This window comes from Helicobacter mastomyrinus (genome assembly GCF_039555295.1).
GTDB lineage: Bacteria > Campylobacterota > Campylobacteria > Campylobacterales > Helicobacteraceae > Helicobacter_C > Helicobacter_C mastomyrinus.
Genome location: NZ_CP145316.1, coordinates 1,605,386 through 1,621,861, shown reverse-complemented (window position 1 = coordinate 1,621,861; position 16,476 = coordinate 1,605,386). Strand labels below are relative to the sequence as shown.

Here is a 16,476-nt window from a genome sequence, read left to right as displayed (position 1 = left end):
ATAGCCCCTCACTCTCTTTAATCGTGCATATTTTCAAGCACAGATTGCTTAAGATTCTTATATCGAGACATAATCGTGCCATCGATATTACCGCTATCGCTCACAATCACCACACCTCCCAATGATACGGCATTATCGGCGATAATCTCCACCTTTGCATTATCCTTTAGCTGCTCTTTAAGAAAGATATAATCATTAGGATTAACTTTAATTTTAATATTTGTCGCATCCATAATAGAGTTTAGCAGTTCTTTAGTGAGATTTAAAGCTATCTTTTGGGAATTTTCACTCACTTCATTAATGAGCACTTCTTTAGCAATATCTACCGAAATCGCGCTTAATTCCTTTTCTAAATCCTCTAAATGCTTTTGGCTTGATTTTAAGGCATCTTCAAGGGTAATAATAGAATCTACTAAAGTCTTTTTTTGGGCATTCACTTCAGCAAATAAATCTTCTTTTGCCTTCTCCTCTGCTTCTCTATATCCATCTTTATAGCCCTCATCTCGGGCATTTGCCACACGCTGCTCACTCTCTACTTGGAGCTTTTCAAACTGAATTTGTAGCTTTGCTAAAGAGCCGGAGAGTTCATCAGTTTTTTGCAAAAGCCGCTCCACAAGCTCTTGCTCTAAGGTTGCAATTTTTTGCACACTTGTTTCTACGGTATTTTGAATCTCATCTTGATTATGTTTGAGAGTAGAATCTTCTATATTAGCATTCTGATTTGTATCCCTGCCTACCTCAATCATATCAGATGTAATAGTCTTAAATTCATACTTCTTAATATTATGATTCTTAAGTCGCTCTTGACCAATGATATTCTCTTGATTAAGCAATGACATCGTCTTGCTCTCCTAATTGGATTAAGCCCTGTTCTGAGAGGGTTTGCACCACTTCTACGATTTTTCTTTGTGCCGCTTCCACATCTCGAACCTTCACAGCACCCAAAAATTGCATTTCCTCCATAAACGCCTCACTCGCACGTTGAGACATATTCCCCATAAACTTTTGCTTGAGATCATCAGCAGCCGATTTAAGCGCAAGCGTAAGATCCTTTTTATCCGCAATTTTAAGAATCTCTCTAATAGCATTATTATCAAGCTTGCTAATGTCTTCAAAGGTAAACATCATCTCTTTAATTTCAATAGCAAGCTGCTCGTCGATTTGCTCGATATGCGCAATTGTCGCTTTTGCCGCCTTTTGTCCTAAGCGGTTAAAGATTTCTGCCACAGAGCGAGTGCCACCCACTTCAACCTTGTAGCTTGTAAGAGATTCTAGCTTGTTCTCAAGCACCGCACTCACGCGTTTAACCACACTTGGGGAAATGTCCCCAAGATTTGCCATACGAATAGCCACTTCAGCACGCAAGTCATCAGCAAAATATCCCAATGTCTCTGCAGCACCACTTGCATCCATATGAGCCAAAATAAGCGCAATAGTTTGAGGGTGTTCGTTAATAATAAAATCTGCAAGCTGTTGAGGGCGAATCTTGGAAAGATAGGCAAAATTCTTTTGAGACTGCATTGTCTTGGCGAGTTTGTCTAAAATCGCTTTTGCCGCTTCTGGTCCTAAAGCCTTCATCAATAAGTCACGTGCGTAGTCCATACCACCGGAATTGATATATTGATTAGATTGGAAAATCACATAAAATTCTTCTAAGACAGCTGCACCAATGGTCTTATCTATACCGCTTAATTGGGCGATTTGCTTACTTACTTCAGTAATAGCATCAATATCAAGATGATGAAAAATCTCCGAAGTAATGTCATCACCTAATTGCACAAGTAAAATGGCGATTTTCTCTGACATAGATAGCTCATCATATTGTGCTCTTTGACGGGGGCTAAGTGTAATTGCCATATCTACTCCTCTTGCTTATTTTTGCCCGATACCTTCACTCATATCAAGCTCGTCTCTAATCAATGTTTGAAACAATGCTGCAATTTCTTGCGGACGCTCTAAAATCACATTGCGCATTTTCTCAAGTAACACTTCATACTTGATGTTATCTTCATCAAAGCTTGAGCTAATACCAAGCTGGTCTTCCACACGCTTACGCAATTCACTGAATCTATTGACATCATCTTCATCATCATCAATTTGCATAAGCGATTCTATATCGTCATCTTCTTCCTCTTGCACTTCTAACATACGTTCTGCAAATGGTGCAACGATTTTTTTATAGAATATGAATATAATAACCGCAACAATAACATATTTAAGCAAAGGCATAAATGGGCTTAAATATCGCTCTAAATTATTTGCAAATACTTCCCACTTATCTTTTGGATGATAGTGAAGCTGTGTCATTTTAAAAGGCATATTAATCACTTCTACTTGGTCGCCTCGTGCCTCATTATAACCAATAGCTTTTTTAATCCCTTCTAAAAATTTGTCCATATCTTCTTGTGGGCGAGGAGTATATTCTAATGTAGGCTCACCATCTTCACCTATCACTTCTTTATACGTGCCATCAATCATCACAGAAGCACTCACACGTTTCAATACTCCATATTGTTCTTTAATATCACTTACAGTTTTGCCTATTTCATTATTAACAACAACTTCACTTTCTTTCTCCCACTCCATCATTTCATCATCTTTAAGCCCTTGCACTGGACCAATATTACTTACCACACCGGGCACACCGCCAATTTGAGGCGGACGGAATCCTTTGCGTTCCTTCTCATACTCTCTCGTGCTACGGACAACAGGATTATCATCAAATCTTTCCTGTGTGGATTTGCGCACACTGAAATCAAAATCCATTGTTACCTGCGCTTGTACTCCATCGCCTACACTTGGCTGTAAAAACTTAATAATTTTTGCTTCTAAAGCATTTTCTGCATTCTGCTGGAATTTTCTTTGAAACGCTGCCTGCTTAGCTATTGCATTTTGTTGAGTTGCTTCATTATCCTCACCTAATAGCTCACTATCTTGATTGATGATTTTTACAGCCTCTGGTGTGAGCCGCTCTACTGCCGCACTCACAAGATGTTTAATCCCTATAACCTGCTCAGGAGACAGAAACATATTATCACGAACAGTAACCTTCACCGAAGCTGATGGTGGATGTCCTCCTTGCACGAAGAGCGATTCCTTAGGCATAGAAATATTGACAATCGCCTTTTCAATAGGATTAAGACTCTCAATCGTCTTTGCAAGCTCATTTTGTTTAGCGATAAGATATTTCATATCTTGCGTGAAAGGTGTTTCTCCTACACTATTTTCAAGCAAAATATCAAAACCTACATTCTTGCTTGTTTTAGGCAATCCAATAGAACCCATAGCAATCCGCTGCTCATAGACTCTATCTTTTGGCACAAGGATAACGCTATCATTTGGAATCTTATAGGGAATCTTCTCTTGCTGTAATTTTTGAAGGATTGTCGCACTATCCTCTGGATCTAGATTACTAAAAAGCACTTCATAATTTTCATATTCATTTCTTGTCTGCACAGGGAAAAGTATGAGATAAGTTAAAAAACCAATAATCACAACAAGAGTAGTAAGAATAATAATACGCTGCTTTTTATTAAGTTTGTTTAAAACTCGCGTTACTTGTTCAAAAATTAGTTTTAAATCCACAATTGCCCCTAGTTATGAGCTTTTAAGTATGTTTGTATCATCTCAAGGACACGTGTATTTTGCCACTGCATACCAATAGTAATACGAAAAGCACTTAACCCATACGAATGCAAATCACGCACAATTACACCCTTTTGCAGCAGCCATTGGCATAAATGTGTAGATTCTATATCTTTATGCGAAAATGTGATGAAATTCCCATAAGAAGGGATAAAGTCTATCCCATTTTCTTCTGCAAATTGTTCATATCGCAACATTTCTGTAGCATTAGATTCTATACACTGCCTTACAAACACATCATCTTCTAGGGCGGCAATAGCAGCGCACAAGCTTAGAGTCGTGATATTAAATGGCGGACGCACCTTATAGAGCATAGAAATAATAGATTTATTTGCAATTCCATATCCTACACGCATACCACCCAACCCATACGCCTTAGAAAATGTCCCTAGATAAATCACATTGCTAAAACGTGCGATAAGCGCAGCTGGTTCAAAGGCTTTTACACTATCTTTGAATCTTGCAAATTCTTGATACGCCCCATCAATCACCACAAGCGTATCTTTATCGATTTTACCGATAAAGTCCTCTACTGCCTGTGCGTCTAAACACTCACCTAAAGGATTATTTGGCACACAGAGAAATATAGCACTCACTCTTTTACCTTGAGCCCTTGCCACATTATAAAGCTGCATAAACTCATCTAAATTATGCGCATCACTAGGAGTTTTGCAAATCTCCACACCTACAAGTTTTGCATACACTTCATACATTGCAAAAGTCGTCTTTGCCATTAGCACACAAGCATTTGTGTGATCCAAAGCCTGCATACAAAACTCGATGATTTGATCACTCCCCGCACCAATAATAATCTCTTTTGAGTCTATATTAAAGCGTGAAGTAAGAGCTGCTTTTAGCGCATACATAGAATCATCAGGATATAAATATGCCTTAGAGGCATTTTGCTCTAAAATTTTTATAACTTTAGGCGATGTGCCATAGGGATTTTCATTACTTCCTAACTTAATCACATCTTCTTGTTTAATGCCATATTCACGCATTACAAGCTCAATAGGCTTCCCTGCCTCATAAGTTATAACTTGCTCTAATGTCTTCCTAAACACACCCTTTCCCTCGCGTTTAAATAACTTTTAATTTTTTAGGTTTGAAATCGCTCATTCTATCTCAAAAGACTTAAAGATTCTATTAAACCTATGCTATTACACTTTGTGCCACACAGTCCTATAATAGGGGAGTAAAACCTCTATATATGCCTAAATAACGCACTTATAACTAAAGCTAATGCTTCATTCAATCATATTGCTTTCTTTGCTGTTGCACTTAAGCGCTACATCCGCACGAAATATTCGAGGATATGCTTCTCACTCCCCTTAAATATATCGCTCGCCGGATTACCCTTCATCCCCTACACCGCTTTAAGTAGTTTGCACTTCGTGTGATTTAATTTTATATGAGTGAGGATATGCCTCACTCGTGGGGAAAATAAAGAATCTTTAGTCTATTATGGCTACGCTGTTGTAGCTAAAGCTACCACGTATTCCTGCTTCGCGCGTGAACTTATTAACTTATTAGGTAGTGTAGCTACTCATAAGTTAAATTTTAAGGTAAGGTATAGATTCGCTCATCCATTATCACTACGCTTACGCCTTATAAGGATTCTTTCCCATTCCCCAATCCTTAAAGCTTACCCTTTTAATAAATTTGATACAATGGCGCATTGATTCCACACACAAGGCATAATATGCAGCACATTTTTCGCGAGTATGATATACGAGGCATTTTTGGAGAGGATTTAACACACGAGATAGTTTTTGGCATAGGGCAGCTGCTTGGGGCATATATTATAGAATCTAAGCTCTCCCCATCAATACATATCGGCTATGACGCACGGACACACTCACCTACACTTTTTACGTGGCTCAGTGAGGGCTTTAGGGCAGCGGGGATTGAAGTCTATATGCTTGGGCTTATACCCACACCTGTGGCATATTTTGCCACTTTTAACACCATCAACTCTATCACTTGTCCGCATTCTGTGATGATTACAGGCTCACACAACCCCCCACAATACAATGGCTTTAAAATTACCATTAATCGCGCACCCTTTTACGGAGAGCAAATCCGCGCACTAGGGGCAAAATTAGCACATATACTCCCTCATATCTCTCTCCCTAAAGATACAAACTCCCCGCAAATAGTGCAAATTAACGCAAAGGAAGCCTATATTCATTATTTAAGTGAGCATTTTGCCCATCTTAAAGACTTCCCCTACCCTGTCGTGTATGATTGTGGCAATGGCGTGGCAGGCGTGGCGATTACACAAATTTTAGAAAATCTTAATATCCGCTACACACCGCTATTTTTTGAGCCAGATGGCACATTTCCTAATCACCATCCAGACCCAAGCGAAGAGGAAAATCTTACCCAGCTCAAAGCAAAAATGGCACAAGAAGAGATCCCCATCGGTATAGCCTTTGATGGCGATGCGGATAGACTAGCCTTGCTTACAAGCGATTATCATTATAAGGGCGATGAATTAGCGATTTTGTTTGCCAGAGAGATGAAGGCACGATTTTTAAGCCCTATTGTCATTGGCGAGGTGAAATGCTCTCAAGTGATGTATGATGAGATTAATAAAATCGGCAAAGCGGTGATGTATAAAACCGGGCACAGCAATCTCAAAGTAAAGCTAAAAGAGCTAAACGCCCATCTTGCCGCAGAGATGAGCGGACATTTGTTTTTTAATGATAGATATTTTGGCTATGATGATGCCATTTATGCCTCATTTAGAGCTTTAGAACTATTTTTGCATTACACGCCGCAGGAGCTAGAATCTCAAATGGCGCACTTGCCTAAACTTTATAGCACTGATGAAGAGAAAATTCCCACCACCGAGGAGCAAAAGTTCACTCTTATCGAGGGGCTAAAAAATGTGCTAAAAAATCCACCTAAAGACTTTCCACCGCTTAAAGCCATTATTGATATTGATGGATTGCGCGTTGTATTTGAAAATGGCTGGGGATTAATAAGAGCGAGCAATACCACACCCGTGCTTGTTACGCGATTTGAAGCCACAAGCAAAGAAAATTGTGAGCTATACAAAACTAAGCTTCTTGCCCTGCTCACAAATCAGCAACTAGCAAACCAACAAAAAGGATAAATATGCCCCCTAGCCTCATACTTCACAATCCTATGGATATGCACCTGCACTTACGTGAGGGTGATATGCTTGCCTCTGTCCTACCCTTTAGCGCACAGCCCTTTAGTGCCGCAGTGGTAATGCCTAATCTTAAAACACCCATTACCACCACCGCTCTAGCCTTTGCCTATAAAGAGCAAATTACCGCGCTTAGTCCCCACTTCACACCATTAATGACTATCTTTCTCACGCCCGAGCTAGACAGGGCAGAGCTTATGAGGGCAAAAGCTGCAGGCATTAAGATTCTAAAACTCTATCCCAAAGGGGCAACCACACAGAGTGAAGGCGGTGTAAAAGATATACTTTGTGAGAAAACATTAGAGATTTTTGCTCTTGCAGAGGAGCTAGGCTTTATCCTCTCTATACACGGGGAAAGCAATGGATTCTGTATGGAGAGGGAGGCTCAATTTTTGCCCATTTTTGCCCATATCGCGCAAAATTTCCCTAAAATGCGCGTGATTATCGAGCATATGAGCGATAGGCGCAGTCTTGAATGTATTGAAAAGTATGATAATCTCTACGGCACACTTACCTATCATCATATCAGTATGAATCTTGATGATGTATGCGGGGGAATGCTTAACCCGCATCATTTTTGCAAACCTATGCTAAAGACAAAAAAAGACCAAGAAGCTCTCCTCTCTGCTGCATTGAGCGCACATAGGAAAATCAGTTTTGGTAGTGATAGCGCACCGCATTTAGAGAGCGCAAAACTCAATCCAAAAGCAGCTGCGGGGATATTCTCTTCTCCTATTGTGCTTCCAGCATTAGCAGCACTTTTTGAATCTCATAATGCTCTAGATTCTCTCCAAGCCTTTCTTAGCGATAGAGCCATAGAAAATTATAGCTTAAGTGATTTTGTGCCTAAAGCCATTACATTAGAAAAAGCTCCTTATGATGTACCTTGTGCCATTGATAGCCCATTGGGGCGCATTATCCCTTTACGTGCAGGAGAGAGCCTTTTATGGCGCATTAAGGCAGATGATGAGTGCTAATCTGCCTTGTGTGAGTATTATTACCATTGTTTATAATGATAGAGAGCATATCAAAGATACAATGGATTCAGTTATCAGCCAAGATTATCCTATGATTGAATATATTATCATCGATGGAGCAAGCACTGATGGCACAAAAGCATTTATAGAATCTTATATCGCCTCTATGTGCAATATAACGCTTAGAGATACACAAAGATTCTATATGGAAGCCACTCATCGCACAAAAGCGCATTTCACCTTTAAATTCCTAAGCCAAAAGGATAAGGGAATCTATGATGCGATGAATAAGGGTATTGATTTAGCCACAGGAGAGTGGTGTAACTTTATGAATTGTGGGGATAGATTCTACGCACACACCACCATAAGAGAGCTTTTTGAACGCTACTTATTAGGCAGCGGGGGGGGGGCATATAATATTATCTATGGCGATACGCACATCATCTATGATAGTTCCCACTCAAAAATCCTTTATGCACATAATACTTCCCACAAATATCATCATCGCTTCATTCATCAATCCGCCTTTATTGCTACTTCATTAATGAAACGCTTTAAATACGATACAAGTTTTCAAATCGCAGGAGATACGGACTTTTTCACCAAAGCCTATAATGCCAAATATACATTTATCCACATTCCTGTGATTGTCTCAAGCTTTGAAGTCATAGGGATAAGCTCACAGCTCTCTATGCAGATGTTTAAGGAGGATTGCAAGATCGGCTATAAATACAATCGCCTTTTCCCTGTGTTTCTCGCCCTCAAATACATTTTTTATATTATCCCTAGGGTATGTATCCGCAATGCAGTCCCCACAAGATTCCGCAATCGTGCGAGAATCTTGTTCAGCAAAAGACATAGCTAAGTTTATGTAGCACTCGCGCAACTTACTATTCCTAAGGTATGCTATAATCTTTGCTTTAAGATTCCTTAACCTACCCTAGAAAATAATTAGGAGAGATGATGAAAGAAATAAAAATCCATTTTTGTGATTTTGGCGATATGGAGGGGATTGCTAAAAAGATTATCAATATCTTATCCTCGCATTTTGATGTGATACTTGACAGCAAGAATCCCGAGTATCTCTTTTACTCTGTGTTTGGCGTGTGTTTGGCGTGGAGCATATCCATTATGATTGTGTGAGAATTTTCTACACAGGAGAAAATATCACTCCTAACTTTAATATATGCGACTATGCCATTGGGTTTGAGCATATTCAATTCCTTGACCGCTATATACGCTATCCACTCTATCTTTTTTATGAAGCAGATTTTGAAAAAGCCTTGCATAAGCACGAAAACATATCTTCAAAAACACTTCAAAACAAAACACGATTTTGCAATTTCATCGTCAGCAATGGTAGGGCTGATCCCTTGCGAGAGGCTACATTCCGCGCACTCAATGCTTATAAAAAGGTAGATTCAACAGGAAAATACCTCAATAATATCGGCGGAGCAATCAAAGATAAATTTGCCTTTCAACAGCAATGCCTTTTTTCACTTTGTTTTGAAAACTCCTCTACCCCGGGCTACCTCACAGAAAAGCTTATCCAAGCTGCTGCCGCGCAAACTATCCCTATTTATTGGGGCGATACGCATTTGCAAGGCAATATAGAATCTAGCGGGGGGGGGGTAAATACAAAAGCTCTTGTGTATGCGCATAATTTTCACAACACCCAATCCCTCATAGAATATATACGCCATATTGATACTAATGATGAAGCCAAGCTTAATATGCTTAAAGAACCACTTTTTTTAGACGCAGGGCATAAGGCATACTTTGATAAGACATTGCAAACATTCCTTCTCTCCATTATGGAGCAACCCTATGAAAAATCCTTTAGAAGAGGCAGAGCCTGCTTAAGACTATTTGAAGAGCAAAGGTACAAAAATTATATGCGCGTGCTTGGGATATTTAAAAAGGCAAAGCAACACTTAGCTGCCCTTAAATCTTATAAGTTTATATAAAACTTTTGCTATAATCTCCCCTTTATTTCACTTGCAAGGTTTGATATGACTACCACGCCAATAAGTGCCATTTATGGCGATACACTTTTTTATATCAGCGAACAGCACAGCAAGATTCCACATATTAAAAGTAATCCCGCGTATCGTATGCCCTTTTGCCACCAAAGTGTATTTGTTAAAACCTCACTCCTAAAGAAATATCATTTTGATACAAGCTTTAAAATCTGTGCAGACAATGCCTTTTTCACAAAGATATACAATCAAGGAAGCCGTTTTTACTATGTTGATATGATTGTGAGTGTTTATAATATCTATGGCATAAGCTCTAAGCCAAGTTGGCAATTTTTCAAAGAAGAATTACGTATCATCTCTGCGCACAATCCATATCATATTCCTATTTTTATCTGCAAATACGCATTGTGTCTCATAAAATATACCATCAAAATGCTTTTACCCACAGCCATATCGCATAAGATTCAAAGTATCTACAATGCTAAATAACCCCCTTATCTCTATCATTATCCCTGTGTATAATGTCGGAGCATATATTGAGCGATGTTTGCGCTCTTGTATCAATCAAACTCTATATGATATTGAAATCATTATCGTAGATGATTGCGGGAGTGATGATTCTATACATATTGCTACCCAGTATGCCCTATTAGATAAGAGAATCCGCATTGTCCATAATCCGTGTAATCTAGGACTATTCGCCGCGCGTATCACAGGAGAGAGGATAGCCAAAGGACGATATATACTGCCTGTTGATGGAGATGATTATATCAGCCTCCATACTTGCAAAATACTCTACAAAACACTTTATACTATCACAAACGCGCCCATTAAAGCCCTAAGGCTTATAAAAAATGTAACGGGGGGGGGGGCATAAGATGAATACCCCCATTATCTCGCTTATTATCCCTGTGTATAATGTCCGTCCATATATATCGCGTTGCTTAGAATCCTGCATTAACCAAAGCCTAAAAGAGATTGAAATCATTATCGTAGATGATTGCGGGAGTGATGGCGCAATGGAGATTATCAAAGCTTATGCGACATTAGATTCTCGCATTAAAATTATTCATAATCCACAGAATCTAGGGACTTTTGCTGCACGTATCAAAGGGGCAAAAGAAGCAAGGGGGTTGTATCTTAGCTTTATTGATGCTGATGATTATATAGACTTATATACCTGTGAAAAAGCCTATCAAAGAATCTTGCAAGAGGCTCAATGCACCTCTTACTCCCCTCAAAATATACAATCCTATGCCCCCTACCCCCTGCAAGATTCTCTCCCTGATATTGTCTTTTTTGGTATGCGCTTTGAACCAAGAACCTTTAGGCGTGTTAGTCCTCCTGTGATTACAAAGACACTCTACGAAGAGGAGGTGCTTAGTGAAGTCTTCGCCCATTGTGCCACACCTCCGTGGCACATATGGGCGAAGCTTTATAAAGCTTCGCACATAGTGCACGTCATCGATTTTATCGTAGCACATATGGGCGAGAATCCTCGCCTTACTATGGCAGAAGATGTGTTAAAAAGCTTTTGGCTATGTGCTTTAGCACAAAAAAGCATAGGCATTAAAGATAAACTCTATATCTATTGTGATAGCGCTGCCTCTATCACACGTAAGACCGACATTGCCACACGTGATAAAAAAATCGCTGATATTTCCTGCGTGATTAATGAGTTAAAAAAACTTAACCAAATACCGATTCTCAAAGCAAATCCTGCCTTTATCCCCGCACAAACCCACGCAATCAATATCCTAAAAAGTGTGCGAGAATTAGAATATCGCTATGATGGGCTATTAGCTAATGGGGGGGGGGGTATAAGATGCTTAATTCCCTACCTCAAAGCCTGCATTCGCTCTCTTGCCTTTCATCGCAAATGGCAAACCTATGTGAGAATCCTAGCAGCCCTCCTCACACTGGGCAAAATCAAACTCTAAGCAAAATCGCTATCATTATCCCTGTATATAATGTGCAAAGTTATATATCGCGTTGCTTAGAATCCTGCATTAACCAAAGCCTAAAAGAGATTGAAATCATTATCGTAGATGATTGCGGGAGTGATGATTCTATACATATTGCTACCCAGTATGCCCTATTAGATAAGAGAATCCGCATTGTCCATAATCCGTGTAATCTAGGCACTTTTCACGCTAGGGCAAGGGGTATCCTAGAGGCAAAAGGTGAGTATTGTATGTTTGCCGATCCTGATGATTATCTGGCTCTAAATGCCTGTGAAGTAGCCTACCATACGATAGAAGAAAAACAAGTAGATATAGTGCATTTTGGCATAGACTATAAGCCTAGAGAGCTTAAGCGCATTAAGCCCATCGTGCATAAAGGAAGGCTTGAGGGTGAGGCTATGCGCTACTTTTTAAGTGCGGGGAATAATACACAAAGCCTTTGTGATAAAATCTACCCAAAAAAGATTTTACTCCAAGCCCTGAAATCCTGTGAGTTTGCCCCTCCGCTCAATATGCTTGAAGATGGGCTACTCGTGCTAGTAGCAAGTCTGCACTCTCATAGCTATTATGGAATCTCCCAAAGCCTCTATACCTATTGCCATAACCCCCAATCCATCACTAAAGACAAAAGCCCAAAGCGATTAGCGCAAAAGCAATATTTTTTAGACAAGCTTTTGCATATCACTTCACATTTATGCATACTCTACCCCCATCATCACGCACTTATTTACAAGTATCAACGCAAAGTCGCCTCCACATTAATGATAGAAAGCAGGGATTTTAGCTCCTTTGAACTCTATGCCTCTATGCAAATTCTTAACAAACACGGCTTTAGCAAGACTTGCGATATCCCCCCTTATGTGAAAAGCACTATCCTATCGCTTCTCTATGCTTTCAGGTGGCAAAACTGCGTTCGTCTTTTTGTCTTTATCTGCAGCTTTGGCAAATGGCGGTTATAAAACAAATATTAAGTAATCCTACTTTATAATCCTATCCTCATCTTATCTTCTTAAGGATCTTTATCTTATGTCAGCAAATCCCATCACGCTACATTGCCTTATGTAGAAAAGGGCAGATATGTCGCCTAGAATCTCCCTTATTATCCCTACCTACAATACCAAAGATTATATAGCCATCTGCTTAGAATCTTGTATAAACCAAAGCTTTAGGGATATTGAGATACTTATTATCGATGATTGCGGGAATGATGGGGCAATAGATATTGCAAAATCCTACGCTAAGCGCGATTCTCGCATTAGAATTATCCGCAATTCTCAAAATCTAGGCACTTTTGCTGCACGCATTGAGGGTATCAAACACGCCAAAGGAGCATATATCTGCTTTATAGATGCTGATGATTATATAGAATCTAAAATGTGTGAAGTCCTAGAGCAAACACTATTAGCGCACAAAGAGCCTGATATAATCCACTTTAATATACACTATAAGGGCAATAAAAAGACTTCGCTTCTGGCAAATGCTGCACATAAACTACGCTATATCCTGCCTATTGGGCTCTCTCTCAAGCCATTAAGCAATACAAACATTGCTTATAATTTTTTCCTCAAAAACTATCATTTTCCTAAATTCACACTTTGGGATAAATGCTTCAAAAGCACTCTATTAAAGCAGACTCTACCACTTATACAAACCTATATCCCGCTAAAGCTTATTATGGCAGAGGATATGTTGCATTTTTTTATCATCAGCCTCTTGGCTAAAAGCTATGTGGGTATCAACGCACGACTCTATGTGTATTGCCTCAATCATATCTCTATCACGCAAAATAAAGCCAAAGTAGAGAAAAAAATCCTTGATATGCGCCATATTATCCAAGCTCTACATACTCTTGCAAAAGAGCTTGTAGTGCATAATCCTCTCGCACCTAAAATTGCCAAAATAATGGGGAACAACCTCGGCTCACTTATGATTTTAGAATCTCGCTTTTACACTCCGCAACACTATGGAATGAATAATAAAATAAACAGGGGGGGGGGCAAAGCAAACATCGCTCCTAGATATAATACGTACTCATCTATCACCCCTTGTAGAGCAAAACCTTATTGCTCCCTTAAAGCCTCTGCCATTTTACACAGGCATTTGTTCGCCCTATATGCTTTGCTGCATACTATCCTTGCAGTATTGGAATCGCTGCCTTACTTATATCCGTCTAAGTGTATATATCCTAAGCTTTACACATATCAAGCTCTAAGCACCCCTACCCCTCATTTTATTCTCTTAAGGCAGTCAAATGCCGCCTAGAATCTCCCTTATTACCACTGCTTTTAATGCTGCTTCTAGCATATCCTATACACTCGATTCTGTGCTATCGCAAAAATATAATGATTTTGAGCATATTATTATTGATGCTAAAAGTAGCGATGAGACCTTGCAAATTATAGAATCTTACCGCCCACGTTATGAAAAAAGGGGCTTGTCCCTCATAGTCATAAGCCAAAGCGATAAGGGTATATATGATGGTATGAATAAGGGCTTGAAATACGCTAATGGCGATATTATAGGCTTTCTTAATGCTGATGACTTTTTTGCTTCAAATGATGTCTTAGACTTTATCGCTTGGGGATTTGACAGACCCGATAATGTGCAAATTATTTATGCTAATATCACATATATTAATGCACACCATAAGCCCCTGCGCCCCCTTAAAGGCAAACCATTTAGCCGCCTTGGCTTTATGTGTGGATTCCACCCGCCCCACCCTAGCTTTTATGCTAAAAAGCGACTTTATGAGCAGTATGGCAATTTCAATCTCAAGTTCAATATTGCTGCAGATTATGAGCTTATGCTGCGGTTTTTATATAAATATGCGCTAAAGAGCTTTTATATCGATAAATGCTTTGTAAAAATGCGCGTTGGCGGGGCTTCAAATGTGAGTTTAAAAAATATATTTAAAGCAAACTTGCAATGCGCCCAAGCGTGGAGGGAAAACCACCTAAGCACCCTGCCACTTTTTATCTTGCTTAAGCCACTCACTAAGCTTAAAGATAGACTAATTATGCTCTTTAGAAGCAACGGGGGGGGGGAGGGATAGAGTAGGATTTATTGCCCTTTGGTATTTTACTTTCTATCGTTCATTTTTATCGATTTTTTCTCCCTCTCTTTTTTCTCAACTCGCACATCCTTACTTTGCCCTATTATCGCTTTTCTCTTATCCACTAGGTGTTTTCACACCCGTTGCCAAAAGCCCTTTAAGGCTGCAATATGCCTAGATTTTATCTTTTGGGGGCTTGCGATTGCCCTAATCCTAGTGCGATAAGCAAGGCTCAAATCACACTTTGGGACAAGCAAGGCATTATCACCTATCTAGGGGAAGCCCACGATGTCAGGGAATTTATAGAATCTAGCTCTTGTATTGTGCTGCCAAGCTATAAAGAAGGTGTTCCGCGTGTATTGTTAGAGGCTATGAGTATGGGGAAACCCATCATTAGCACTAATGTCCCGGGCTGTAAAGAATGTATCGCTCCACCGCTTAAAGTCTATAAAAACCTCCTTATAGGGCAAAATGGCATACTTATCCCGCCTAAAAATACTCAAGCCCTCATAACAGCTATGAATCTCCTCACCCCCACACGTATAAAAGAAATGGGTAAAAGGGGGAGAGACTTTGTCAAAAAACGTTTTGATATACATAGAATTATCTCACATTATCTTTGCACCACAGCCCATATTATGAATGATAAGCCGCCCAAAGCCAACTCACAAGATTCTAAACCTATCCTTGCCTTTGTGAGTAATACCTCCTATGCGATGTATAACTTCCGCTTACAAGTCCTAAAATCCCTGAAAGATAGAGGCTTTGACATACACATCATCGCCCCTTTTGATACAAGCACCCCCAAGCTACAAAATGAGGGCTTTACTACACATCATTTCTCTATAGATTCTCGCTCACTTAATCCTCTCAAAGATATACGCACCCTCTATCACCTCACCCATACTTTACGTGCACTTAAGCCTCAAATAGTCTTTAACTACACGATTAAACCCGCTATTTATAGCTCTATGCTTTGCAATACTCTAAAGATTCCCAATATTGCTATTATCACAGGGCTAGGCTATGCCTTTATCGAGGGTGGCATAGGCAAGAAAATACTGCATTCCATCGTGTGTAAAATGTATCGCTCTGCCCTCAAAAAGACATATCAAGTATGGTTTTTAAATACTGATGATATGCAGGAGTTTTTAAACCATTCTCTTATCAAGCAATCTCAAGCCTTTTTGCTTGATAGCGAGGGGGTGGATTGCCAATACTTTACTTCCTCACAATGCACCAAAAATAAGCAAGATTCTAAAGAAATGGTGTTTTTACTCATAGCGCGAATGCTGTGGTATAAAGGTGTAGGTGAATTTGCAGAAGCAGCAAAGATAATGCAGGATAAATAATAGACTAGAGATTCTAACCTTAGAATCTCACTTGATAACCAAACGAAGTGCGGTTATCAAGTGTATCCTTTTGTCCTCAAGGGCTATTGCCCTTTGCGAGATTAAATCCCTTCGGGATTGAATGGTGCGAAGCAGATTTTATATCTGCAAAGCAAGACCCTTTGCAAGTGTGGATTAGCACTTCGTGCGAATACAGCGATTACATCGCAACAGCAAGGGCATAGGATAGACTAGAGAATCTCTACCTTTTAAAACTCACTTTGCAAGTGTGGAGTGAGAAGATAATCCAGCGAACACTTCGTGCGTATGATAACCAAATCAAATAAGGC

Annotated in this window: 16 protein-coding genes and 1 pseudogene; 13 read left to right on the top strand and 4 right to left on the bottom strand. The window is 39.6% G+C overall.

Annotated elements, in window-relative coordinates:
- Nucleotides 1–17: 17 nt before the first annotated feature.
- Genes fliH through hisC form a run of 4 tightly spaced genes read right to left on the bottom strand, consistent with a single transcriptional unit; the run spans nt 18 to nt 4,709 of the window.
- Complete coding sequence (gene fliH / locus V3I05_RS08190) at nt 18–839, bottom strand: flagellar assembly protein FliH (RefSeq protein ID WP_343353298.1); 822 nt, start codon at nt 837–839, stop codon at nt 18–20.
- Entirely contained in the window at nt 826–1,857 is a 1,032-nt protein-coding gene (gene fliG, locus V3I05_RS08185; protein WP_295698503.1) for a flagellar motor switch protein FliG, read from the bottom strand. Before fliG ends, fliH begins: the two co-directional genes overlap by 14 nt.
- Before the next feature lie 15 nt (nt 1,858–1,872).
- A complete protein-coding gene (gene fliF / locus V3I05_RS08180; protein WP_295698506.1) occupies nt 1,873–3,585 on the bottom strand; it encodes a flagellar basal-body MS-ring/collar protein FliF in 1,713 nt (570 codons plus the stop codon).
- A gap of 8 nt (nt 3,586–3,593) precedes the next feature.
- On the bottom strand, nt 3,594–4,709 hold the full coding sequence (hisC, locus tag V3I05_RS08175) for a histidinol-phosphate transaminase (RefSeq protein ID WP_300449465.1): 1,116 nt from the start codon (nt 4,707–4,709) through the stop codon (nt 3,594–3,596).
- 638 nt (nt 4,710–5,347) lie between these two features.
- Here hisC and V3I05_RS08170 point away from each other — a divergent pair.
- The 13 genes and pseudogenes from V3I05_RS08170 to V3I05_RS08115 all read left to right on the top strand — a co-directional run bounded on the left by V3I05_RS08170 (nt 5,348) and on the right by V3I05_RS08115 (nt 16,147).
- Nucleotides 5,348–6,766 (top strand): phosphomannomutase/phosphoglucomutase, encoded by a 1,419-nt coding sequence (locus V3I05_RS08170; RefSeq protein WP_300449468.1) that lies wholly within the window; start codon nt 5,348–5,350, stop codon nt 6,764–6,766.
- A gap of 2 nt (nt 6,767–6,768) precedes the next feature.
- Nucleotides 6,769–7,800, top strand: coding sequence for a dihydroorotase (gene pyrC / locus V3I05_RS08165; RefSeq protein ID WP_343353296.1), 1,032 nt, complete (start codon nt 6,769–6,771; stop codon nt 7,798–7,800).
- Nucleotides 7,790–8,665 carry a glycosyltransferase family 2 protein gene (locus V3I05_RS08160; protein ID WP_300446227.1) on the top strand — a complete coding sequence of 292 codons (876 nt, stop codon included), beginning with the start codon at nt 7,790–7,792 and terminating at the stop codon, nt 8,663–8,665. The genes pyrC and V3I05_RS08160 overlap by 11 nt, the downstream gene beginning before the upstream one ends.
- A 98-nt stretch (nt 8,666–8,763) precedes the next feature.
- Nucleotides 8,764–8,943, top strand: a complete 180-nt coding sequence (locus V3I05_RS08155; protein ID WP_300446225.1) for a hypothetical protein — start codon at nt 8,764–8,766, stop codon at nt 8,941–8,943.
- Entirely contained in the window at nt 8,907–9,767 is an 861-nt protein-coding gene (locus tag V3I05_RS08150; RefSeq protein WP_343353294.1) for a glycosyltransferase family 10 domain-containing protein, read from the top strand. Before V3I05_RS08155 ends, V3I05_RS08150 begins: the two co-directional genes overlap by 37 nt.
- A gap of 45 nt (nt 9,768–9,812) precedes the next feature.
- Nucleotides 9,813–10,268, top strand: a complete 456-nt coding sequence (locus V3I05_RS08145; protein ID WP_300446219.1) for a hypothetical protein — start codon at nt 9,813–9,815, stop codon at nt 10,266–10,268.
- Nucleotides 10,258–10,656: a glycosyltransferase family 2 protein gene (locus V3I05_RS08140; RefSeq protein WP_300446217.1), complete on the top strand. Its 399-nt coding sequence runs from the start codon at nt 10,258–10,260 to the stop codon at nt 10,654–10,656. The genes V3I05_RS08145 and V3I05_RS08140 overlap by 11 nt, the downstream gene beginning before the upstream one ends.
- A gap of 1 nt (nt 10,657) precedes the next feature.
- Nucleotides 10,658–11,719 carry a glycosyltransferase family 2 protein gene (locus V3I05_RS08135; RefSeq protein WP_300933905.1) on the top strand — a complete coding sequence of 354 codons (1,062 nt, stop codon included), beginning with the start codon at nt 10,658–10,660 and terminating at the stop codon, nt 11,717–11,719.
- Nucleotides 11,605–12,702, top strand: a complete 1,098-nt coding sequence (locus V3I05_RS08130) for a glycosyltransferase family 2 protein (protein ID WP_343353291.1) — start codon at nt 11,605–11,607, stop codon at nt 12,700–12,702. Before V3I05_RS08135 ends, V3I05_RS08130 begins: the two co-directional genes overlap by 115 nt.
- A gap of 118 nt (nt 12,703–12,820) precedes the next feature.
- Nucleotides 12,821–14,005 carry a glycosyltransferase family 2 protein gene (locus V3I05_RS08125; RefSeq protein WP_343353290.1) on the top strand — a complete coding sequence of 395 codons (1,185 nt, stop codon included), beginning with the start codon at nt 12,821–12,823 and terminating at the stop codon, nt 14,003–14,005.
- The gene (locus V3I05_RS08120; protein ID WP_343353288.1) at nt 13,995–14,795 is read left to right on the top strand and encodes a glycosyltransferase family 2 protein; all 801 of its coding nucleotides are present in this window, start codon (nt 13,995–13,997) and stop codon (nt 14,793–14,795) included. The genes V3I05_RS08125 and V3I05_RS08120 overlap by 11 nt, the downstream gene beginning before the upstream one ends.
- Nucleotides 14,796–14,965: 170 nt before the next feature.
- Nucleotides 14,966–15,265, top strand: a pseudogene (locus tag V3I05_RS10675) (glycosyltransferase); the annotation flags it as partial.
- 48 nt (nt 15,266–15,313) lie between these two features.
- Entirely contained in the window at nt 15,314–16,147 is an 834-nt protein-coding gene (locus V3I05_RS08115; RefSeq protein ID WP_425531751.1) for a glycosyltransferase, read from the top strand.
- The last annotated feature ends 329 nt before the right edge of the window (nt 16,148–16,476 follow it).

Coding starts and splice junctions, on each gene's coding strand:
- fliH (WP_343353298.1), bottom strand. CDS start 839: ATGTCATTGCTTAATCAAGAGAATATCATTGGTCAAGAGCGACTTAAG.
- fliG (WP_295698503.1), bottom strand. CDS start 1,857: ATGGCAATTACACTTAGCCCCCGTCAAAGAGCACAATATGATGAGCTA.
- V3I05_RS08170 (WP_300449468.1), top strand. CDS start 5,348: ATGCAGCACATTTTTCGCGAGTATGATATACGAGGCATTTTTGGAGAG.
- pyrC (WP_343353296.1), top strand. CDS start 6,769: ATGCCCCCTAGCCTCATACTTCACAATCCTATGGATATGCACCTGCAC.
- V3I05_RS08160 (WP_300446227.1), top strand. CDS start 7,790: ATGAGTGCTAATCTGCCTTGTGTGAGTATTATTACCATTGTTTATAAT.
- V3I05_RS08155 (WP_300446225.1), top strand. CDS start 8,764: ATGAAAGAAATAAAAATCCATTTTTGTGATTTTGGCGATATGGAGGGG.
- V3I05_RS08145 (WP_300446219.1), top strand. CDS start 9,813: ATGACTACCACGCCAATAAGTGCCATTTATGGCGATACACTTTTTTAT.
- V3I05_RS08140 (WP_300446217.1), top strand. CDS start 10,258: ATGCTAAATAACCCCCTTATCTCTATCATTATCCCTGTGTATAATGTC.
- V3I05_RS08135 (WP_300933905.1), top strand. CDS start 10,658: ATGAATACCCCCATTATCTCGCTTATTATCCCTGTGTATAATGTCCGT.
- V3I05_RS08130 (WP_343353291.1), top strand. CDS start 11,605: ATGCTTAATTCCCTACCTCAAAGCCTGCATTCGCTCTCTTGCCTTTCA.
- V3I05_RS08125 (WP_343353290.1), top strand. CDS start 12,821: ATGTCGCCTAGAATCTCCCTTATTATCCCTACCTACAATACCAAAGAT.
- V3I05_RS08120 (WP_343353288.1), top strand. CDS start 13,995: ATGCCGCCTAGAATCTCCCTTATTACCACTGCTTTTAATGCTGCTTCT.
- V3I05_RS08115 (WP_425531751.1), top strand. CDS start 15,314: ATGAATCTCCTCACCCCCACACGTATAAAAGAAATGGGTAAAAGGGGG.